Origin of the sequence: Jeongeupia sp. HS-3, from assembly GCF_015140455.1 — a bacterium.
Taxonomy (GTDB): Bacteria; Pseudomonadota; Gammaproteobacteria; order Burkholderiales; family Chitinibacteraceae; genus Jeongeupia.
Genome location: NZ_AP024094.1, coordinates 495521 through 515814, shown reverse-complemented (window position 1 = coordinate 515814; position 20294 = coordinate 495521). Strand labels below are relative to the sequence as shown.

Annotated in this window: 20 protein-coding genes; 10 read left to right on the top strand and 10 right to left on the bottom strand. The window is 63.7% G+C overall.

Annotated elements, in window-relative coordinates:
* Nucleotides 1-45: 45 nt before the first annotated feature.
* The gene (locus JLC71_RS02435; RefSeq protein ID WP_200917096.1) at nt 46-831 is read right to left on the bottom strand and encodes a type 1 glutamine amidotransferase; all 786 of its coding nucleotides are present in this window, start codon (nt 829-831) and stop codon (nt 46-48) included.
* Nucleotides 832-1035: 204 nt separating this feature from the next.
* Here JLC71_RS02435 and JLC71_RS02430 point away from each other — a divergent pair, with 204 nt between their 5' ends.
* From JLC71_RS02430 to JLC71_RS02400, 7 genes are all read left to right on the top strand, one after another.
* Nucleotides 1036-2175, top strand: a complete 1140-nt coding sequence (locus JLC71_RS02430; protein ID WP_200917095.1) for a serine hydrolase domain-containing protein — start codon at nt 1036-1038, stop codon at nt 2173-2175.
* On the top strand, nt 2172-3017 hold the full coding sequence (locus JLC71_RS02425) for an ABC transporter permease (RefSeq protein WP_200917094.1): 846 nt from the start codon (nt 2172-2174) through the stop codon (nt 3015-3017). The genes JLC71_RS02430 and JLC71_RS02425 overlap by 4 nt, the downstream gene beginning before the upstream one ends.
* 1 nt (nt 3018) lies before the next feature.
* Nucleotides 3019-3798 (top strand): ABC transporter permease, encoded by a 780-nt coding sequence (locus tag JLC71_RS02420; RefSeq protein WP_200917093.1) that lies wholly within the window; start codon nt 3019-3021, stop codon nt 3796-3798.
* Nucleotides 3799-4803, top strand: a complete 1005-nt coding sequence (locus JLC71_RS02415) for an ABC transporter ATP-binding protein (RefSeq protein WP_200917092.1) — start codon at nt 3799-3801, stop codon at nt 4801-4803.
* 138 nt (nt 4804-4941) lie between these two features.
* Nucleotides 4942-6207, top strand: a complete 1266-nt coding sequence (locus JLC71_RS02410) for an erythromycin esterase family protein (RefSeq protein ID WP_200917091.1) — start codon at nt 4942-4944, stop codon at nt 6205-6207.
* Between the two features lie 439 nt (nt 6208-6646).
* Nucleotides 6647-6940 carry a transposase gene (locus tag JLC71_RS02405; RefSeq protein ID WP_200914865.1) on the top strand — a complete coding sequence of 98 codons (294 nt, stop codon included), beginning with the start codon at nt 6647-6649 and terminating at the stop codon, nt 6938-6940.
* Entirely contained in the window at nt 6937-7803 is an 867-nt protein-coding gene (locus JLC71_RS02400; RefSeq protein WP_200914866.1) for an IS3 family transposase, read from the top strand. Before JLC71_RS02405 ends, JLC71_RS02400 begins: the two co-directional genes overlap by 4 nt.
* 160 nt (nt 7804-7963) lie before the next feature.
* Here JLC71_RS02400 and JLC71_RS02395 read toward each other — a convergent pair whose 3' ends face one another.
* From JLC71_RS02395 to JLC71_RS02360, 8 genes are all read right to left on the bottom strand, one after another.
* Nucleotides 7964-9349, bottom strand: coding sequence for a hypothetical protein (locus tag JLC71_RS02395; RefSeq protein WP_200917090.1), 1386 nt, complete (start codon nt 9347-9349; stop codon nt 7964-7966).
* Nucleotides 9346-10317 (bottom strand): bacteriophage abortive infection AbiH family protein, encoded by a 972-nt coding sequence (locus tag JLC71_RS02390; protein ID WP_200917089.1) that lies wholly within the window; start codon nt 10315-10317, stop codon nt 9346-9348. The genes JLC71_RS02395 and JLC71_RS02390 overlap by 4 nt, the downstream gene beginning before the upstream one ends.
* 332 nt (nt 10318-10649) lie before the next feature.
* Nucleotides 10650-11003 carry a YkgJ family cysteine cluster protein gene (locus JLC71_RS02385; RefSeq protein WP_200917088.1) on the bottom strand — a complete coding sequence of 118 codons (354 nt, stop codon included), beginning with the start codon at nt 11001-11003 and terminating at the stop codon, nt 10650-10652.
* Nucleotides 11004-11087: 84 nt separating this feature from the next.
* Complete coding sequence (gene alkB / locus JLC71_RS02380) at nt 11088-11735, bottom strand: DNA oxidative demethylase AlkB (protein WP_200917087.1); 648 nt, start codon at nt 11733-11735, stop codon at nt 11088-11090.
* Nucleotides 11736-11745: 10 nt separating this feature from the next.
* Nucleotides 11746-12480: a 2OG-Fe(II) oxygenase gene (locus tag JLC71_RS02375; protein WP_200917086.1), complete on the bottom strand. Its 735-nt coding sequence runs from the start codon at nt 12478-12480 to the stop codon at nt 11746-11748.
* Complete coding sequence (locus tag JLC71_RS02370; protein ID WP_200917085.1) at nt 12477-13223, bottom strand: methylated-DNA--[protein]-cysteine S-methyltransferase; 747 nt, start codon at nt 13221-13223, stop codon at nt 12477-12479. Before JLC71_RS02370 ends, JLC71_RS02375 begins: the two co-directional genes overlap by 4 nt.
* An 81-nt stretch (nt 13224-13304) precedes the next feature.
* Entirely contained in the window at nt 13305-14930 is a 1626-nt protein-coding gene (locus JLC71_RS02365; protein WP_200917084.1) for an ABC-F family ATP-binding cassette domain-containing protein, read from the bottom strand.
* 162 nt (nt 14931-15092) lie between these two features.
* A complete protein-coding gene (locus JLC71_RS02360; RefSeq protein WP_200917083.1) occupies nt 15093-16001 on the bottom strand; it encodes a LysR family transcriptional regulator in 909 nt (302 codons plus the stop codon).
* 122 nt (nt 16002-16123) lie between these two features.
* Here JLC71_RS02360 and JLC71_RS02355 point away from each other — a divergent pair, with 122 nt between their 5' ends.
* The 3 genes from JLC71_RS02355 to ycaC all read left to right on the top strand — a co-directional run bounded on the left by JLC71_RS02355 (nt 16124) and on the right by ycaC (nt 18436).
* Nucleotides 16124-16987 carry a pirin family protein gene (locus JLC71_RS02355; protein ID WP_200917082.1) on the top strand — a complete coding sequence of 288 codons (864 nt, stop codon included), beginning with the start codon at nt 16124-16126 and terminating at the stop codon, nt 16985-16987.
* Between the two features lie 111 nt (nt 16988-17098).
* The gene (locus JLC71_RS02350; protein ID WP_200917081.1) at nt 17099-17788 is read left to right on the top strand and encodes an isochorismatase family protein; all 690 of its coding nucleotides are present in this window, start codon (nt 17099-17101) and stop codon (nt 17786-17788) included.
* A 21-nt stretch (nt 17789-17809) separates the two neighbouring features.
* The gene (ycaC, locus tag JLC71_RS02345; protein ID WP_200917080.1) at nt 17810-18436 is read left to right on the top strand and encodes an isochorismate family cysteine hydrolase YcaC; all 627 of its coding nucleotides are present in this window, start codon (nt 17810-17812) and stop codon (nt 18434-18436) included.
* Nucleotides 18437-18585: 149 nt separating this feature from the next.
* Here ycaC and leuA read toward each other — a convergent pair whose 3' ends face one another.
* Nucleotides 18586-20274: a 2-isopropylmalate synthase gene (gene leuA, locus JLC71_RS02340; RefSeq protein WP_200917079.1), complete on the bottom strand. Its 1689-nt coding sequence runs from the start codon at nt 20272-20274 to the stop codon at nt 18586-18588.
* Between the last annotated feature and the right edge of the window lie 20 nt (nt 20275-20294).

Genomic DNA, 20294 nt, shown 5'->3' with positions numbered 1-20294 from the left:
CAGGACTTGATTTGCGCTGCGTAGATTGATCGCGGCCAATCGGGATCAAGCATGCATGATCCGCTCACCCCAGCTCTCGCCGCCGCGCGGACGCGAGTGCGGCAAGACCGGCACGATCACGCGATGCCAGCCGGGCAAATGCTCGGCCCAGCGACGGTAGACACGATCGGCAAGGCGGTGCAGCGCACTCACACGGGCATCGAGGTTGGCAAGAATCTCGGCTTCCGATTGCACCGAAGCCGAGACATTGCGGCGAATTTCATCGCCATCGTTGCGGCACCACAGCCGCACGCTGTCGGCGGTGACTTCAAGATGCGATTGCAACCCCAGGTGCGGGCCGATGGCGAAGCCCTTGTTCATGCAATAGGTGCCGAACAACACCCGCTTGGCGCCGCGCGGGATTTCGAAAGTGTCGAAATGCCAATGAAACAGCTCCAGCTCGCGACGCTGACCAAACCATTCGGTGGCCTCGTCGAAACGCGTCACCAGCACCCTGCCCCAGCCGATATGCGGCACGCTGTTGCGGCGCACCCGGGCACCCAGCGTCTTGGCCAGCAACTGGCCACCAAAGCAGTGGCCGAGCACCGGCCGCTCCAGCCGCATCGCATCGCGCACCAGCGCTTCTTCGCGGCGCATCCAGCTCAAACCATCGTTCACGCTTGCCGGTGAACCAAGGATGACCACGCCGCTGTAATCGCCGGCTCGCGTTGGCGGCGTTTCACCGGCGTCGACGGCAAACAGCCGCCACGGAATCGCATGAGCGTCGAAAAAGTCGATCAGATGACCGGGACCTTGGGCCGCATCATGACGGCAGATGGCAATGGGCTGCATGGCATTGCTCTTGGTGAAGAACACGCTGCCACTGTAGGAGCGACGATCTTAAAAGCGCGCAAATATCCGGCTGCGGCGCATAAAAACGGCATAAAAACGCCCCGGCACCGGCTGACAAAAAACAATACATACACCATGGATTCGAATATTCAAGTAAGCTTTTCAACATAAAAGCAGACAGAAAATGAATAAGGAGATCCTGGCATGCGTACCGAATATCCGCTGCACCTCGGCCCCGTTACCGCCACGCCACGCGAAGCCGGTTTCGATCCGGCCAAGCTCGACCAACTCGACGAGCACTTCCGCCGGCTGCTGCAGGCCGGGACGATACAGAGCGCATCCTACCTGCTGGCGCGGCACGGCAAGGTGTTCGCGCACCGCTCGCTCGGGCGGTTGCGCGAAGATCCGGCGCTGGGCGATTTCCTGCCCGACTCGATCCGCCGCGTGTACTCGATCACCAAGATGGTCGCCGCGATCGCGGTGATGCAGTTGGTCGAGCAAGGCCGGCTCTGCCTCGAGGCTTTCGCCTGTACGCATATCCCCGAAATGCAGAACCCCAAGCACAACCAGATCCAGGTCTGGCATCTGCTGACCCATTGCTCCGGGCTGCCGGCCGAGGCCAACTTCTACGGTGAACCGTACCCGCACGAATGGTTCGTCAGCCGCGTCAAGGACAACTGGATCACCGCAGCACTGGCCGGGCCGACCGAATACGAGCCGGGCAGCCGCAGCAGCTACAGCTCGATCGGCTACGTGATCCTCGGCGAAATCGTCGCCCGCGTCTCGGGGCAGACGTTCGAGTCGTATGTCGAAGACCACGTCCTCAAGCCGCTGGGGATGAAGGACTCGTGCTTCATCGTTCCCGAGTCGAGGCTGGATGAAGTCTGCGTGACCAACGAACTCCAGCTCGAACAACTGCAACGGCGGGCACCGCTGCACGGCATTCCGCTCGCCGCCGGCGGCATGTACTCGACGCTGGCCGACCTGTTCCGGCTCGGCCAAGCGATGCTGAACCTGGGCGCACCGGGAGACGGGGACGGCACGCGCGTCCTCTCCCGCAAGTCGGTCGAGGCGATGACGCGCAACTGGCTGCCGCCCAATACCGAATCGTATTACTGGGGCGCAAAATACAAGGCGCTCGAGCACGGTCTGGGCGTGCAGACGCACAACAACTACGGTCTCGTCAGCCCGGGCAGCTACGCGCACGAAGGCTACGGCCACAGCGCGCTGTACGTCGACCCGAGCGAAGGGCTGGTCGTCGCCTATATGGTGCCGAACAACCCCGGCTGGTCGCAGGAGGCGGTGATCGCCCCGCGCGGCATCATCTGGTCGGGGCTGCTTTGACACCCACGCTGGCCGACACTGCACCGGCGCGGCTGCGCGCGGCATGGGCATCCACGCGCGCGATCGCCTACGCCACCTATCAGGAATGGGCAGCGTACCGCTCGCACATGCTGCTCTCGCTGCTGGTCGGGCCGACGTTCTTCCTGGTGCAGGTGGTGATCTGGCAGGCGCTGCTCGGCGACGGCCAGAGCATCGCCGGCTACGACCGCGACGCGCTGATGCGCTATTACGCGGCGGTACTGATCGTCGGCATTCTGGTGTTCGATTTTGCCGACTGGAACCTGCAGATGCTGATCCGCAGCGGCAAGTTCCTGACCTTTCTGCTGCGTCCGATCTCGCACCGCGCGTTCGCGTTCTCGCAAAAGCTCGGCCACCGCTGCCTCGGTTTCTGGATGGAGGCGCTGCCGATCTACCTGATCCTGTGGGGCGTGTTCTCGATCCGGCTGGTTCCGGCGCGGCCGCTGTGGTTCGTGCTGTCGCTGGCGCTCGGCTTCGTCATCATGTTCCTCGTCAATTACTGCGTCGGCACGCTGGCGTTCTGGCTCACGCGTACCAACGGCTTGCGGCGGCTGATCGGCTTTCTGCGCGACCTCTGCGCCGGCGTCTTCCTGCCGCTGGCGCTGTTTCCCGATGCCGTGCAGCAAGTACTGTTCTACCTGCCGTTCCAGTTCATCACCTATGTGCCGATCCAAGTGCTGCTGGGCGATTACCGGCTCGGCGGCTACCAGTTGTCGATTCCGGCCATTGTCGGCTGCCAAGCGCTGATGGCGCTGGCGATGTGGGGCGTATCAGTGCTGCTGTGGCGCGCCGGCCTGCGCCGCTTTACCGCGGCTGGGGTGTGAGATGCGCGACGGTCTCTCCGTTTACCTGACACTGGCACGCGGTGCGATCGCCGCACGGATCACCGACCGTACCGACCTCGTCCTGAGCATGGTCATCATGCTGCTCGCCGACCTCGTCGTGCCGCTGACGACGATCATCGTCTACCGCCACGGCGCCGGTTTCGCCGGCTGGAGCCAGAACGAGGCGCTGCTGTTGCAGGCCAGCTTCCTGCTCGCCAAGGGCATCGCCTTTCCACTGTGCTTCGGCATGATCTGGACCGCGACCGAGCACGTCCGCGAAGGCACGCTCGACATGCTGCTGCTCAAACCGCGTTCAACGCTGTTGCTGCTGATGGGCTACAGCTTCGAGATCGAGGATCTCGGCAAACTCGCCGGCGGCGCCGTGCTGTTCGGCTACGCGCTCTCGCAACTCGGTCCGGCCAGCGTCCATCCCGCGCCGTTCCTGCTGTTGCTGGCGCTCGCGGTCGCAACGCTGTTCGGCTTCGCGCTGGTGATGACCTGTCTGAGCTTCGTCTGGGTCGGCAACAGCCGGCTGCACGAAATCTTCGACGCCGTGTCGGCGTTCGCGCTCTACCCGCACGGCATTTTCAGCCGCAGCGCGCTCGGCTGGCTCACTTGGGTGATTCCTGTGTCGGTGCTCGGCTACCTGCCTGCATCGGCGCTGCTCGGCCGGCTCGACGCCGCCTGGCCGCTCGCGCTCGCGTGCAGCGCCCTCTTCATCATCGCCGCGCTGACGCTGTGGCGAGCAACGCTGGCGCGCTACAGCAGCGCCGGAGGCTGAATGGACCGCTCCAAAAATCTCGAAACCCGCGCCGATCCGGTCATCTCGGTACGCGGCCTGAGCAAGCACTACACGACTTTCGAACGCGGATCGACCTTTGCCGAAACGCTCAAGAGCATCGTCTGGCGCAAGACGCGGCAGATCACCGCAGTGCGCGAGATTTCATTCGCGATCGGCGCCGGCGAAATCGTCGGCTTCCTCGGCCCCAACGGCGCCGGCAAATCGACAACGCTGAAAATGCTCACCGGCGTGCTCTACCCGAGTTCCGGCGATGCCACCGTGCTCGGCATGACACCGTGGCAGGACCGCAAGCGCTACGTGGCGCAGATCGGCGCGGTGTTCGGCCAGAAGTCGCAGCTCTTGTGGGACATCCCGCCGCTCGATGCCTTCCAGATGAACCGGGCGATTTACCGGATCGATCCGGCGCGCTTCGCGCACACGCTCAACCGGCTGGTGACGCTGCTCGACGTCGCCGAGCAAATCCGCAAGCCGACGCGGCAGCTCTCGCTCGGCGAGCGGATGAAGTGCGAATTCATCATGGCGATGCTGCACGAACCCAAGGTCGTCTTCCTCGACGAGCCGACCATCGGCCTCGACGTCATTGCCAAGGAGAAAATCCGCGGTTTCATCCGCGAGATGAACGCACTCGGGACGACCTTCATCCTGACGACGCACGACCTCGACGACATCGAACAGCTGGCGCAACGCGTCATCGTCGTCAACCACGGCAGCATCGCCTTCGACGGCGACATGGCCGCCTTGCAACAGGCGTTCGGCCGGACCAAGCGCGTCCGCCTTGCCACGCGTGCGGCGATCGGCGAACTCGGCTACCCCGGCGTCACCGTGCTCGAGCGTATCGGCGACACGCGTGCGGTGCTCGAACTCGACCATGAGCAAACCAGCCTGCCGGCCTTCGTCCGCTGGGCCGACGGCGCGTTCGGCATCCACGATCTGGTGATCGAGGATGTACCGATCGAGCAGATGATCAAGCAGTTGTACGCATAAAGCACGCGAACCGCGCCGCATCTGCGCCCCGCCTGCCTGGCTTTCCGAACACGGCAAGCCAGGCAAAACAATTGGCCGGCAGAAAAATATGCCGAACGAATAATTCATGTGCTTCTCAAACCTTTTCAGGAAAAGAACATGAATTTGCGCAATACGCTTTGCATCGCCTTGTTTGCGCTGGGCCTGCATACCGCCAGCCACGCCGCCACCAGGATGACGCCGGGCCAGTGGCTCGAAGCCAACAACACCCAGATCATCAGCACCAGCCCGGCCTACCCCGATTACGCCGATCTCACCGCGTTCGGTAAGGCCATCGGCAACGCCCGCATCGTGCTGATTGGCGAGCAGACCCACGGCGAAGGCAATGTGTTCGAGCTGAAAAACCGGCTGGTGCAATACCTGCACAAGAAGAAGGGCTTCGATGTTCTGCTGATCGAAAGCGGCATGGTCGATGGCACCGCGCTGTGGGATTACGCGCAGTCCGGCGGCAAGATCGCCGAGCAGGCACCGGAGCGGATTTTCTACATGTATTCGCGCACCAGGGAAGGCCGTGGCGTGCTCGAATACGTCGACAGCCAGCGCAGCAGCCACAAGCCGCTGATCCTCGCCAGCTACGATACGCCGCACGGCGGCATCGAATCGGTCAGCAACCTGCTGCCGGGACTGCAACGCTTCCTTGCCGCCCGCCAATCGCCGTCGCTCGCCGATCCGCGCTGGCCGGCCTACTTGCGCGCCGCACAAATAGTCGCCGTCGCCGACCCAAGCAATCAGCCGACCGCCGACGACAAGCAGGCCTTCACCAGCCTGAGTGCGCAGCTCATCACAGAACTCGACGACAGCGTCGCCGCTAGCGGCCGGATGTTCGATTCACCGGGCTTCTGGCGCCTGCAAGTCGCCAGCATCCGTGCCGGTGCCAGCGACCAGTGGCAAATCAGCAACGGCGATGTGCCCTACTGGGCCGCGCGCGACCAGCAGGCCGCGCAAAACATCGCCTGGCTCGCCGACAAGTTCTATGCCGGCAAGAAGCTGGTGGTATGGGCGCACAACTACCACGCCGGTGCATTCTGGGGCATGACGCTCGGCGATTTCGTCGTCCAGCACTTCGGCCAGAAGGACAGCTACCTGGCGGGCTTCGTCGGCCATACCGGCAGCGTGCGCAATATGGACAACAGCACGCTCAGCGATATCCCGCCGCCGGCGCCGGGGCTGATCGAGGCCGAATGGCGCGCCGCCGGGCTGCCGATGGCGTTCATCGACCTGAAACAGCGCAAGCACGCGCCCGAGTGGGCATCGACGATCGCCGCGCGGCCGTTCAACTACCAGGACGTCAACACGCCGATCTTCAATTCCTTCCACGGCCTGTTCTATATCGACCAGCCGGTACCGGCGACGCCGATTCGCTAAGCGGGGTTTCTCACTCTGCCGGCCATAGAAAACGGGGAGCGATGCTCCCCGTTTTCTATCGAACCAATCAGGAAACGGCCTTGATCAAACGCTGCCGCACGATTATCTCGATGCCGAGGGCTACCGGCTCACCGATGCCGACCGCGAATACTTCGCGCCGCTGGTAAGCGTCGAAGCGTTCCCGCCGTTCGAGGATGCTTTGCCGGCACTACCGGATTGGCGGTTTGAGGAAGTGGCCAAGCGGCTGGTGCAGTTCAAGGGTTGAGCATCACCACACGGCGGCCAAACATTCGACGTTTGCGTCGCGGTGTTTGGCCGTCGCCATTTCCCTCATCGCTTTCGACCAAGAGCTGCCGCTCGCAGACGGCTCAGCTAACTGGTCTGTCCCTATACGGAAGGACACTAACTTAAGGTGGATAATCGCCACCAAGGAGTGTTCATGACCCAAATCCGCCGTACCTTTCCCGAGTCCTTCAAGCGGGAAGCTGTTGAGCAAATCCTGGCTGGCACGCCGCTACGTCACGTGGCGCAGGCCTTCGGCATCACCGAAGGCCTGCTGGGCAAATGGAAACGCCAGTTTCTGCTCAAGGGCATGGATGCCTTTCCTGGTCATGGCAAGCAACTGGGCGAAGCAGCCGAACTCAAGCGTCTGCGCGATGATCTAGCACGCGTCACCATGGAGCGTGACGTCCTAAAAAAAGCGCTCGCCATCTTCTCGCAGCCCACGAAGTGAAGTACCGCGCCATTCAGGCGCTTGCTGAGCGTTATCCTGTTGCCGTCATGTGCCAGTTGTTCCGCGTCTCACGGAGCAGCTACTACGCTTGGCGCAACCGGCCGCCTTCGATGCGAGAGATGGCTAATCGCGTGCTGTTACGGGAAATCCGTCTGGTCCATGCCGAAGTCAACGGCATCTATGGGCATCGTCGGATACATGCGGAACTGGTCGCACAAGGCTTCGCCTGTGGCCGCCACCGTGTTGGCCGCCTGATGCGCCAAGGCGGGCTGAAGGTACGTTCCCGTAAACGGTGGCGACCTGTCCCGGTCAGCCAACACCTGCTTCCGGTGGCACCAAATCGGCTGGAACGGCAATTCGACGCATCCGGGATGAATCAACGCTGGGTGTCGGACATGACTTACATCCGTACTGACGAGGGCTGGCTGTATCTGGCTGTGGTGCTGGACTTGTATTCCCGCGCCGTGGTCGGCTGGGCAATGCACCATCGAATGCAGCAAGAACTGGTGCATGCTGCGTTGACGATGGCCGTTGCCAGACGGAAACCGGTGCGGGAGGTGCTACTGCATTCGGACCGAGGCAGCCAGTATTGTGCGTTTGATTACCAGATGTTGCTGAAACGGCACGGCATGGTGCCGAGCCATTCACGAGCGGGCAATTGCTGGGACAACGCTGCGATGGAAAGCTTCTTCCGGTCGTTGAAGGCGGAGCGGGTTTACTTGACCCGCTACCGGAGTCACGACGAGGCCCGCGCGGATATATTCGACTACATCCGATTTTACAATCATCGCCGCCGCCATTCGACGCTGGATTACCTGGCACCGGTCGAGTTTGAACGGCAGCATTCAGCGCTTAGCGCTTAATCCTCTGTCCTTCTGCATGGGGACAGACCAAACGTCTGCTTCTAGGCCTAAGCAGACGATGGGCGAGCTCCAAAGGAAAGACAGCTTTCGATCCTGAGCGGACATCGCCACCACCGGAGTCGACGACAGGAAGCTGTCGGCCGAAGTTGGCGTTGATCCTCTATGCGTTGGATGGGTGGACGCGCTGCCGCCATGCGGGTTTATCGTTGTCCAGCGTAGTCGCGCAGGGGAAGGCGGGAAACGACGGAGGCGGGCGCTCGAACCGGCTGAATACGTCGACCGTTTCGTCTGTGAGCCAGGAGTGGTCCTCAGACACCCGTGGGACCAAGTAGTGCAAGTAGACGATGCCGGCCTGCGAGTTCATCTGGAACGTGCTCAGCGCGTCCAGGTTGCGTTGCCGTCGCAGATCAGAGGCCTCGCTGTGGAGTTCGGCATCCATCGCGATGTGGATGATGCCCCGGCCATGCCCGGCAATCTGCTTGTCTGCTTCCGACAACTTACTGCGCACATATTTGGCCTTGCGCTCGATCGCCTTCGGCGCGATGCACTGCCAGGTCACTACGGATCCGAACTTCATTTGGTCGACGTACCGAGGATCCTCGGGATTGGCCGAGGCCCGTGCGGCGAGGTGGTAATTGTTCTCTGACACGACGCGTCCCGAGAGCAGCCGCGCCATCTTTGTCCCGAAGTAAAGATAGCTATCGCGCGTGTCGCGACGTACGGCCGCCACGTTGGCGTCGCGAATTAGGCCGCTACCGAACTCATCCTTCCACGGATAGCCACCTGAGAGGAGGATCGGGCTCGCCTTCGCGCGCTTCACCCGCTGGAGGAGATAGTCGACGGGCACGTCGGCCAGTTCCTTTTCGTAGGTCACATCGACATCGATAGACAGACCTTGCTCGTGCAGGAGCGGCTCGAGCTGACGGAAGATCTCCGCGTGTCTGCTCCGCTCCTTGATCTCGTAGTCCCCCCGTTGCAGGCGCTTCAGCTCCACGAACAATTCACTGCCAGATTCGCCGTGGAACAGCCGCAGGTCAGGGGTCTTTCCCTGCCCTTCCTCGATGAAGGTAACGTCAAAGCCTTCCGCAGCGTAATTGCTGGCCATGACCAGCTCGAATAGCGCCGAGTCGGGAAGTACTTGGCCGTTACGAAGCATGCGCAGTGCCCGACCCGGCGCACCTACAACCCGCGCTAGGGCTGGCAGGTTCGCTCCGAGCTGCTTGAGCCAAGGCGCGACGTGGGACACGAGCGCGAAGTCATACGAGCGGCGGTCATCAAGCAGCGACTTTCCTTGGGCCAGGTAGGCAGCCACGATGTCCGGACCAAGAGCGGACCATGACGGATCCTTGCCGCGGGCGGCGTCACTGGCCGTGACCTCGCGGTAGCGCTGTTGCGCGGCGCTCAACCGGGCAACGAAGGCTGCAGCATCACCAGATGAGGTGGCGAGCCAGACGAGCGCGGTGGCGATGTCGGAATCATTCTCAACCCCACCGCCGATGGGGACGTAGGGACGCCGCGTCGGCGGCGTGATACGCGGCGCCATCATGGGCACGCCCACTGAGCCGGCTCGGTCAGTGGCACGAAACGGACCCCTTTGACCTCAACGCCCATGCTATCCACGCCAGCTTCGGCTTCCTCCGGAGATTCGTGGAAACTCACCTGCCACTGGACGTCACCATTACCCAGATGCCGGCGCAGCTCCAGCAGATACGGGAGATCGACGCTCGACAGCGAGTGCCCCATGATGATTATCTTCTTTATGCCCGACAGGCTTTGGAAGAAGGGCTGATGCGACTCGATAACGCGCGCCGTCGGTTTGAACGTCTCGGTGAAGTAGCGATCTATGATTTCGTTGCCGCCCATGACTCGGACGTCAGCCGACTCGGGATCGATGCCGTGATTGAACGAGTCGATCGCGGTACGCTCCCAGCCGTGTCCTAGTACCAGTTGGTCGTTCGCGTACGCTGCCGCGCCATGGATGTGAATCACGCTCGTGTTGGGAATGCCGTACACACGCTGCAGCGTTTCGGTGTAATTGAACGTGAGGTAGCGCGCATCCCGACGCAGCGGGAGCAGTTTGCCGATCAGCAGCGTTGGCGAGGGAATGACAAGCTGACGTACCCATTCGCTGAACCGAAGGCGCAGCGTAGACGAGATCGCGGCAACCACCCGATCCAGCTCGTACTCGTAATCATGGTGCCCTGCGTCGCTCCAATCTTCGGCGCTGTAAGAGGGCAAGTACGCCGCGGCATCGTCAAGAAGCGAGTCGGTATCCAGGTGTGCAAGCTGCGCCTCGAACTGCCACCAGAAATCGTCGTCGACAGAAAAATAGCGCTCCAATTGACCGTAGGTTTCGGCGTCGACTTCCTCCAGGTACCGGCCGAACGCCGCGTATGAAGACGGGATGCCATGGTGCAGGTCGAATCCATTGCCGACGATGTACAGGATCTGTTCGCCAGGTGTCACCAGTGAAGCATGGCCGCTCCATCTCAGTTCGAGTTCCTGTTGCGCCATCTCATCTCCTCGTAGTGTTCATTTGTCATGCCGCCATGCATCACATCAGCGTGCCGCGCAGCGGTCGAATGCGGTCGGCTGGTTCTGGCCGAAAGCGGACCGTTATGCCCTGACTAGTGAACGTCCGCTTTGGCCGAAAACCAGCCGTTCCCTTGAAAGTCTTGAATGGCAGCCATCTCCTCACAAAGCTGCCATCGCCGCTGACCATGATGAGCATTTCAGTAATTTAACCCGAACAGCAACGTGATCTCGAGCGCCAGAATTGGGGCTCACGAGTAATCGTTTTTCCGCGTGTAGCGCCGAAGTCGCTAAATCACCTGATCCAGCTCAGCTCAGACCAACACATGCCTCACCTCGGCAAAGAATTCATAAATCTGTTGTTCGACTACCGGATCAACCATCATCTCCGGCCTGCGCCCGCGCGGGCACGCCAGCCTTGGTGTGGTGCCGAACAGCCGGCAGATGATCGGCCGCTCGGTGTAAACCTGGCAGCCCTTGGGGCCGAGGTGCGGGCACGAGAGTTCGGCCAGCGCCGCGTCGCGCTCGGCGGCGGATTTGCGTGGCAGCCGGGCCATTTCCTCGCTTGATGTCGTTACCGGCCCGCAGCAGTCGTGGCAGCCCGGCTCGCATTCGAACGACGGAATGCGCTCGCGGAAAAAGCGGATGGTCTGGGCGTGCGGCGTCATCAAAAATCCTTGGCAATAGCAGCACCAATCTACGCCGATCGCGCCGCAATGCCAGCGCACCATTCCCGCTGCTCGTCGCAGCCTTCAGCGCACTTTGCGGAAAGTCAGATTGATCCGGCGCTCGCCCAAGAGCGGATGGCTGCCGGGCTTGACCGGCAGCACGCCGTGATAGCGCAGCCGCGACGGCCCTCCCCAGACGACGACATCGCCGTGCACGACCGGCACGCGCTGCTGCGGGTCGCTGCGCTCGAAGCCGCCGAACAGGAACACCGCCGGCAGGCCGAGCGAGACCGAGACGATCGGGTGGGCGTAGTCGAGTTCGTCCTTGTCCTGATGCAGGCTCAAGCGCGCGCCGATGTCGTAGCGGTTGATCAGGCAGGCTTCGGGTGTGAAACCATCGAACCCGGCCACTTGCGCGGCGGCTAGCGCGAGCCGCGCGAACGCGGCCGGCATCGCCGGCCACGGCAGGCCGGAATCCGGATCGCGTGGATCGTAGCGGTAGCCGCGCCGGTCGCCGACCCAGCCGAGCGTGCCGCAGTTGCTCATCGCCACCGACATTTTGAAACCGCCCGGCGTGATCAGATGGCGGAACGGCGCAGCGGCGATCACCGTATCCAGCGCGGCGAGCAGTGCGGCCTCGAACGGCAGCGCAAAGCCGCGCAGCACCATCGCGCCCTCGCCCAGCGGCTCGTGCCAGCCGGGCGGTGTATCGGCAAACAGATCGGGGGTCATGGCCTCAAGCTCACAACGCGTCGTGGAAAATGATACCGACAGTATGCCGCGATCCGGCGCGCACCCGGCTGACGCCGTGACGCAGATTGACGCGGTAAACCCCACGCGTTCCCTGCACCGGGCGCTGCTGCACCGCGAACACCACCGCGTCGCCCTGCCGCAGCGGCACGACCTCGGCGCGCGATTGCATCCGTGGTCGCTGCTCGGTCAGCACGAACTCGCCACCGTCAAAATCGCACCCCGGCTCCGACAACAGAATCGCCACTTGCAGCGGGAACACATGCTCGCCGTACAGATCCTGATGCAGGCAGTTGTAATCACCGGGGCCGTATTGCAGCAGCAAGGGCGTCGGACGGCACTGGCCGGCGGCGTGGCAGCGGGCGATGAAATCGGCGTGTTCATCGGGATAGATGGTGGCGATACCCATCGCCGCATTCCAGCGATTGGCGATCGCCACCAGCCACGGATACAGCTCGGTGCGCAGCCCGGCGACGGGTTCGGGCAAGGGATAGCCGAAGTATTGGTATTCGCCGCGCCCGAAGCCGTGCCGGCCCATGACGACGCGGCTGCGGAACAGCTCGCCGCGCGGATACAGGCCGGCCAGTGCCGCGCACTCTAACGGATCGAGCAGGCCGGCGATCATTGCGTGGCCCTGCGCGTCGAGGTCGGCGCCGATGCGCGCCCAATCGAGCGCCGCAATACGGCCGGCCACGTCGGTGATGGGTGGATGCCGTGGCGCGTTCATGCTCGCACCGCTTCCATCGCCAGTAGCTCCCGCTTGCGCTCGATGCCCCAGCGATAGCCGGACAAACCGCCGTCGCGACGCAGCACGCGGTGGCATGGAATCAGCACCGCCAGCGCATTCGCGGCGCACGCGCCGGCCACCGCCCGCACCGCTGCCGGCGCGCCGATCCGTTCGGCGATGTCGGTGTAGCTCGCCGTTTCACCGACCGGGATCTTAAGCAGCGCCCGCCACACGCGAAGCTGGAATGGCGTGCCGCGCAAATCGAGCGGTAGTTCAAGGCACGCGCCCGGATCGCCAAGCAAGGCGAGTACGCAAGCCAGCAGCGCGACGGTCTGCTCGTCCCCGGCTTGCAGCACGGCTTGCGGAAAGCGCGAATGCAGCTCGTCGATGAGCACATCGGCCGTATCGCCGATCAGCACCGCGCACACGCCGGTAGCGCTCTGCGCCACGAGCACGGTGCCAAGCGCCGATTCGCCGCAGACCCAAGCGATCGCCTCGGCCTGCCGGCGCGGCCGGCAACGCTTGCACGGGCGGAAGCCGGCGGCTTCGGCGTCGTCACAACTGGCGTGAAACGCGACGTTTTGCGGCTTCGGCCGCCCGCTGCATGATGGCCGGCAATACACGCCGGTCGTCGCGACCGAGTAACAGAACGCGCCATCGGCGGCACGATCACGCGCGATGACGGCGGCCCAGCGCGGATCGGCTTGCGTAGCCGCGGCGCGCGCGGCGGTTTTTGCGTTCATGATGTGCTCCTGATTCATCCGACGAGCCGAATCTACCGCCGCGCGCGCACCGCCACACTCCGATCCTTGCTGTCCGGCGAATCAAACCGGTACGCCGTCGCCCGCGGTCAGCGTCACGCCTCCGCCGGCGGCAAACACCACGCGGCCGTCGAGCGACAGCGCGCCCAGGAAATCCTCGTCGTGCGACACCACCAGCAGCGCGCCCCGGTACTGTCGCAGCATGCGTTCGAGCGCGGCGATGCCGGCCAGATCGAGATGATTGGTCGGCTCGTCGAGTAAAAGCAGTTGCGCCGGGCGCTCGGCGTACAGCACGCACGCCAGCGCCGCTTTCAGGCGCTCGCCGCCGCTGAGCAGCCCGGCCGGCTGCAGCGCCCGCGCCGTATCCAGCCCCAGCAGGGCCAGCCGCGTTCGCGCCTCGCCTTCGCCCAGCGCCGGGTTATGCCGTTGCAGCTGCGCCAGCACACTCGAGTCCGGGCACAGAATACCGGCGTGCTGATCCAGATAAACCGGTGGCAGATGCACGCGGCAATCGCCCCCCGCCGGCGCCAGCTGCCCCGCCAGCACCTTGAGCAAGGTCGATTTGCCGCAGCCGTTGGCACCGACCAGCGCCAGCCTGCGCGGGCCGCTCAGGTGCAGATCGATCGGCGTCGCATCGCCAAAAGGCAGCCGCAGCGCATCCAGCGCCAGCAGCTGTTTCTGGCTGGTCAGCCCGGCATCCGGCGGCATCAACAGCAACTCGGCGGCGGGCTGCACCTGGCCGCGTGCCGCCGCAACATCGCCGGCCAGCGCATCGCGCCGGGCAAGGCCTTGCTGTTGCAGCCGTCCGCTGCTTTGCTCGCAGCGTTGCTGCTGCATGCCGAGCAGGATTTTGGCCTGATTGCTGTCCCGCGCCGAACGGTTGCCGCGCGCGACGCGTTGCGCCTGCTTTTGCGCCTGCAGCTGCAGATCCGCCTCGCCGCGACGCTGCGCCGTGCGCGCATGCTCGAGCCGGGCGACGGCGGCATCCTGCTCCTGCGCCTTGGCCGCCGTGTAGAAATCGTAGTTGCCGCCGTAACGCGTCAGACCGGCCTCGCTCAGCTCGACGATGCACGCCATCTGCCGCAGCAGATCGCGATCGTGGCTGATCACCAGCAGCCCGCGCGGCCAGCGGGCCAGTTCGGCGTGCAACAGCCGGCGCTGGCGGGCATCGAGGTGATTGCTCGGTTCGTCGAGGATCAGGAAATCGGCATCGGACAACAACGCGCCGATCAGCGCAACGCGGGTGCATTCGCCGCCGCTCAGACTCGCCGCCGGCGTATCCGCGTGCAAATGGCCAAGGCCGGCGTCGTTCAAACGCGCCGCCAGCCGTGAACGGATATCCCAGCGATCGCCGACGAGGGCGAAATCGGCCTCGTCGCAACTGCCGGCCTCGATGCGCTGCAACGCCGACAGCACCGGCGCAATGCCGGCCAGTTCGGCCACGTCGCGATAGTGGGCCGGATCAAGCTGTTGCGGCAGGTAATGCACCACCGGTGCGCGGATCGTCCCGGTGCCCGGGACCAGTTGCCCGGCGAGCAGGCGCGCCAGCACGCTTTTGCCGATGCCGTTGCGGCCGACCAGACCGGTCGTTCTTGCGTCGAAGGTGTAGGAGAGCCCGGTCAACAGCGCGCGGCCATCGGGCAGATTGAAACCGACGCAGGCTAGCGTCAGCACAGACGAATTCGTCATGGGGATACCTCATGAATGCCGTGAACGGAAAAAGCGTTTCCGTGGAAAACCACGGGCATCAATGGCGCATCGGACGAAACTCCTCTGGATGAAGCCACTACTTTAGGACGAAAACCGCTTGGCATGAACTGCATCATTCACGCGCTTGGGATTCAGACGGGCCTACTGTTCCTCGATCTGAGCAAAGCGCATCGCCAGGAAATCGATCAGCTTGCGGACCGACGGCAGCAGGCCGCGCCGCGACGGAAATACCGCGTGGATGATGCCACCCTTGGGCGCCCATTCCGGCAGCAGCGCCACCAGCAGGCCGGCGGTGATCTCGTCCCGCACCATCATGAATGGCAGTTGCACGATGCCCGCGCCGGCAATCGCCGCATGACGCAGCGCGATCATGTCGTCGGTCACCAGCCTCGGCGTGTGATGCACGGCGGCCTTTGCGCCACCCGGCCCTTCCAGATGCCAGACGTGCTCCTGCTGCGCCGGCCCCCAGTCAAGCGTCGGCAAGGCGCACAGGTCCGCCGGTACCAGCGGCGCCGTGCATTTCGCCAGCAGCGCCGGGCTCGCCACCGTACACCAGGTTCGCTCTCCCAGCACCTTCATCACCAGATCACTGTTTTTCAACGGCGGCACGCGCACGCGGATGGCGATATCCAGCCCTTCGCCGATCACGTCGACACGACGATTGGTCGCCTCCAGATGCACGCTGACCTTGGGATTCTCGGCCATGAACTCGCCGACCATCGCGCCGATCCGCGTATGCAGCAGCGCCACCGGGCACGCCATCCGCACCACGCCTTGCGGCTCAGAGCGCATCAGGTCGATTGCCTGCTGCGCCGCTTCGGCTTCGACCAGCATCGCCTTGCAATGGTTGTAGTAATTCTGGCCGATCTCGGTGACCGAGAAGCGTCGGGTCGAGCGCTGGATCAAGCGCACGCCGAGCCGCTCTTCAAGCACGGCCACGCGCCGGCTCAGCTTGGACTTGGGCACGCCCAGCGCGCGCCCGGCCGGCGCGAACCCCTGGTGATCGACCACCTGGGCGAAAAAAAACAGATCGTTGAGGTCTTGCGACACGGCCCCTCCATCGTTCCAAAAATAGAACACTGAGGAAAGAATACGCTAGCTACCGGCGATTTCATCGTTGAAATAAGCTTCTGGTCATACGAACCGAGCCGAACCGGCAGCAGGAGCAAGCGATGAAAAAGATTCTTGGCGTTTACAGCAGCCCGCGTTCGCACTGGGTGGGCGATGGTTTCCCGGTACGCACGCTGTTCTCCTACAACACGCTGGGCCAGCACACGAGCCCCTTCCTGATGCTCGACTACGCCGGCCCGGCACAGTTCACCCCGAGCGAGCGGCATCGCGGCGTCGGCCAGCACCCGCATCGCGGCTTCGAGACGGTCACCATCGTTTATCAGGGTGAGCTGGAACACCGCGATTCGACCGGCGCGGGCGGCTTGATCGGCCCCGGTGACGTGCAATGGATGACGGCGGCGTCCGGCATCCTGCACGAGGAATTCCACTCGGAAGCGTTCAGCCGCAGCGGCGGCACGCTGGAAATGGTGCAGCTGTGGGTCAACCTGCCGGCCAAGGACAAGATGGCCGAGCCGGGTTACCAGACCGTGCTCGACAGCGATATTCCATCGCTGCCGCTGCCGGGCGACGCAGGACGCATCCGCGTGATCGCCGGTGATTATCTGGGCCATCGCGGCCCGGCGCGCACCTTTACGCCGATGGACGTGTGGGATCTGCGTCTGAAGCAGGGCAGCTACACCGAGCTGCAAGTGCAGGAAGGCCGGACCACGGCGCTGATCGTGCTGCGCGGCACGGTGCAAGTGAACGGCGAGCAGGTGGTGCGCGAGGCCGAGATGGTGCTGCTGGATCGGCAAGGGCTGGATATCAGCCTCGAAGCCAACAGCGACGCCACCGTGCTCTTGCTCAGCGGCGAGCCCATCGACGAACCGGTGGTCGGTTACGGCCCGTTCGTGATGAACACGCAGGAAGAAATCGCCCAGGCGGTGGGTGACTTCAACGGCGGCCGCTTTGGCCAGATGCACTAAATCCGATCTGCCGGACGTCGGCGCCAGCAAGCGCCGACGTCCGGCAACCCGGCCCGTCCGATCGGGCCCATGCAGGGCAGCAAACCCTTACCACCCAGCAGGAGAATCACGATGACCACACCCAATAACGTCGCCAATTTCAACGGCCAGAAGCCGGTGATCGACCCCAACGACGCCGTCATGCTGTTGATCGACCACCAGAGCGGCCTGTTCCAGACGGTCAAGGACATGCCGATGCCCGAGCTGCGCGCCAATGTCACGACGCTGGCCAAGGTCGCGACGCTCGCGAAGATGCCGGTGATCACCACCGCCTCGGTACCGCAAGGCCCGAACGGCCCGCTGATTCCGGAAGTCCACCAGTTCGCGCCGCACGCCAAGTATGTCGCGCGTCGCGGCGAGATCAACGCCTGGGACAACCCGGAGTTCGTTGCGGCGGTGAAGGAAACCGGCCGCAACACGCTGATCATCGCCGGCACGATCACCAGCGTCTGCATGGCCTTCCCGAGCATCAGCGCCGTGTACGAAGGCTACAAGGTCTTCGCCGTCATCGACGCGTCGGGCACGTACTCGAAGATGGCGCAGGAAATCACGCTGGCGCGGGTTGTTCAGGCCGGCGTGGTACCGATCGATACCGCCGGGGTCTGCTCGGAAATCCAGAAAACCTGGGCACGCCCGGATGCCGCGCAGTGGGCCGAGGTCTATAGCGCCGTGTTCCCGAACTACCAGTTGCTGATCGAAAGCTACGCCAAGGCGCAGGAAGTGGTGACCAAGAACGAAACGCCGGATTCGCTGCGTAAGTAAACCCAACAAGGAATCAACATCATGACCACTGCATACACACGACTCGACAAAGACCAGGCCGCCGTTCTGCTGGTCGACCATCAGGCCGGCCTGCTGTCGCTGGTGCGCGATATCGATCCGGACAAATTCAAGAACAACGTGCTGGCGCTGGCCGATCTGGCCAAGTACTTCAATCTGCCGACCATCCTGACCACCAGCTTCGAGGACGGCCCGAACGGCCCGCTGGTGCCGGAACTGAAGCAGATTTTCCCCGACGCGCCGTACATTGCCCGCCCCGGCCAGATCAATGCCTGGGACAACGAAGACTTCGTCAAGGCGATCAAGGCGACCGGCAAGAAGCAGCTGATCATCGCCGGCGTGGTCACCGAAGTCTGCGTCGCCTTCCCGGCACTGTCGGCCCTCGGTGAAGGTTATGAAGTGTTCGTGGTGACCGATGCCTCGGGCACTTTCAACGAGATCACCCGCAATGCGGCGTGGGACCGGATGTCCGCCGCCGGTGCACAGCTGATGAGCTGGTTCGGCGTGGCGTGCGAATTGCATCGCGACTGGCGCAACGATGTTGAAGGTCTGGGCGCGCTGTTCTCCAATCACATTCCGGACTACCGGAACCTGATCAACAGCTACGTGACCGTCAAGGCCGCCAAGTAAAGGCTGGCGGCGCAGACCTTGCGGGCTCGATCGCCCCACGGTCTGCGCCATACATCGATTGCAGCAATAAAAGCCCGGTGGACTCCCGGGCTTTCCGCATTCCGGGCTAGCGCAACGCTGACTGGGCGCCCTTAAACCAGCGCCTCCACCTAGGCCGCAACCCCTTCGGCCGCCACCGCCCGGTTCACGCCCGACAGCACCGCCTTGATCGCCGCAGCGACGATATTGCGATCACGGCCGACACCGAAACCGGCCGCATCGCCGTTCACCGCCAGCTCGATGTAGCAGGCCGCTTCGGCATCGGCACCGCCTTTCAGCGCGTGTTCGTGGTAATCGTTCACCGCCACATTCAGCCCTGCCCCGGCCGAGAAGGCGCTGACAAAAGCCGCGATCGGGCCGTTGCCGGCGCCGATGACGATACGGCGCTCGCCTGCATGTTCAAGCTCGACCTCGATCGTCGCCCCGTTTGACGACGGATCGCCACCGGTTTCTTCCAGGCTGTGACGCACGTAAGTCCACGGCGCGTGGCGATCGAGGTATTCGCGGCGGAACAGTGCGTAGATATCACCGGCGGTGACTTCGCGGCCGGTCGTATCCGATTCGCGCTGGATGGCGCGACTGAATTCGATCTGCAGCCGGCGCGGCAGATCGAAGCCGTGTTCCTGCTGCAAGAGGTAACTCACCCCGCCCTTGCCCGACTGGCTGTTGACGCGAATCACCGCGTCGTAGCTGCGGCTGAGATCGGCCGGATCGAGCGGCAGATACGGCACCTCCCAGTAGTCGTCGGCCTGCTGCTGGGCGAGGCCCTTCTTGATCGCATCCTGGTGCGAGCCCGAGAACGCGGTGAACACCAGATCGCCGGCGTAGGGGTGGCGCGGATGCACCGGCAACTGGGTGCAGTATTCGGCGGTGCGGCGGATCGCGTCGATGTCGGAGAAATCCAGCCCCGGATGCACACCCTGGCTGTAGAGGTTGAGCGCCAGCGTCACCAGATCGACATTGCCGGTGCGCTCGCCGCTGCCGAACAGACAACCCTCGACCCGATCGGCGCCGGCCATCACCGCCAGTTCGGCCGCCGCCACCGCGCAGCCACGGTCGTTGTGCGGGTGCACGCTCAGCACAATGCTGTCGCGCCGCGCCAGATGCCGGCTCATCCATTCGATCTGGTCGGCGTAGGTGTTCGGCGTGCTCATTTCCACCGTCGCCGGCAGATTGATGATCATCTTGTGTTGCGGCGTCGGCTGCCAGACATCGGCCACCGCATCGCAGATTTCCTTGGCGAAATCGATCTCGGCACCGGAGAACACCTCGGGCGAGTACTGGTACACCCATTCGGTCTCCGGCCGGGCGCTGGCGAGCTGTTTCACCAGCGCGGTGCCGGCGAGCGCAATCGCCTTCACGCCGGCGCGGTCGGTATTGAACACGATGCGACGGAAGTTCGGCGCGATCGCGTTATACATATGCACGATCACCCGCCGCGCACCGGCGACCGATTCGAAGGTGCGGGTGATCAGATCCTCGCGCGCCTGCGTCAGCACTTCGATGGTGACGTCGTCGGGAATCCGCCCTTCGGTAATCAGCTTGCGAACGAAATCGAAATCCGTTTGCGACGCCGACGGAAACGCCACCTCGATTTCCTTGAAACCCGCTGCCACCAGCGTCTCGAACATCCGCAGTTTCTTCTCGACGCTCATCGGCTCGATCAGCGACTGGTTGCCGTCGCGCAGGTCGGTGCTCATCCAGATCGGCGGCGCGGTGATCACCCGGTCTGGCCAGCTGCGATCGGGCAAGGCGACGGATTGAAAGGCACGGTATTTACGGGCGGGATGGGAAAGCATGCGGGTTCACCTTGGCGGCT

Bases quoted from the DNA above. Each gene is read 5' to 3' on its own strand.
- JLC71_RS02375 (WP_200917086.1), bottom strand. From the start codon at position 12,480: ATGAACGCGCCACGGCATCCACCCATCACCGACGTGGCCGGCCGTATT.
- ycaC (WP_200917080.1), top strand. From the start codon at position 17,810: ATGACCACTGCATACACACGACTCGACAAAGACCAGGCCGCCGTTCTG.
- JLC71_RS02385 (WP_200917088.1), bottom strand. From the start codon at position 11,003: ATGACGCCGCACGCCCAGACCATCCGCTTTTTCCGCGAGCGCATTCCG.
- JLC71_RS02390 (WP_200917089.1), bottom strand. From the start codon at position 10,317: ATGGCGCAACAGGAACTCGAACTGAGATGGAGCGGCCATGCTTCACTG.
- JLC71_RS02350 (WP_200917081.1), top strand. From the start codon at position 17,099: ATGACCACACCCAATAACGTCGCCAATTTCAACGGCCAGAAGCCGGTG.
- JLC71_RS02415 (WP_200917092.1), top strand. From the start codon at position 3,799: ATGGACCGCTCCAAAAATCTCGAAACCCGCGCCGATCCGGTCATCTCG.
- JLC71_RS02435 (WP_200917096.1), bottom strand. From the start codon at position 831: ATGCAGCCCATTGCCATCTGCCGTCATGATGCGGCCCAAGGTCCCGGT.
- JLC71_RS02365 (WP_200917084.1), bottom strand. From the start codon at position 14,930: ATGACGAATTCGTCTGTGCTGACGCTAGCCTGCGTCGGTTTCAATCTG.
- JLC71_RS02420 (WP_200917093.1), top strand. From the start codon at position 3,019: ATGCGCGACGGTCTCTCCGTTTACCTGACACTGGCACGCGGTGCGATC.
- leuA (WP_200917079.1), bottom strand. From the start codon at position 20,274: ATGCTTTCCCATCCCGCCCGTAAATACCGTGCCTTTCAATCCGTCGCC.
- JLC71_RS02405 (WP_200914865.1), top strand. From the start codon at position 6,647: ATGACCCAAATCCGCCGTACCTTTCCCGAGTCCTTCAAGCGGGAAGCT.
- alkB (WP_200917087.1), bottom strand. From the start codon at position 11,735: ATGACCCCCGATCTGTTTGCCGATACACCGCCCGGCTGGCACGAGCCG.
- JLC71_RS02430 (WP_200917095.1), top strand. From the start codon at position 1,036: ATGCGTACCGAATATCCGCTGCACCTCGGCCCCGTTACCGCCACGCCA.
- JLC71_RS02395 (WP_200917090.1), bottom strand. From the start codon at position 9,349: ATGATGGCGCCGCGTATCACGCCGCCGACGCGGCGTCCCTACGTCCCC.
- JLC71_RS02370 (WP_200917085.1), bottom strand. From the start codon at position 13,223: ATGAACGCAAAAACCGCCGCGCGCGCCGCGGCTACGCAAGCCGATCCG.
- JLC71_RS02355 (WP_200917082.1), top strand. From the start codon at position 16,124: ATGAAAAAGATTCTTGGCGTTTACAGCAGCCCGCGTTCGCACTGGGTG.
- JLC71_RS02410 (WP_200917091.1), top strand. From the start codon at position 4,942: ATGAATTTGCGCAATACGCTTTGCATCGCCTTGTTTGCGCTGGGCCTG.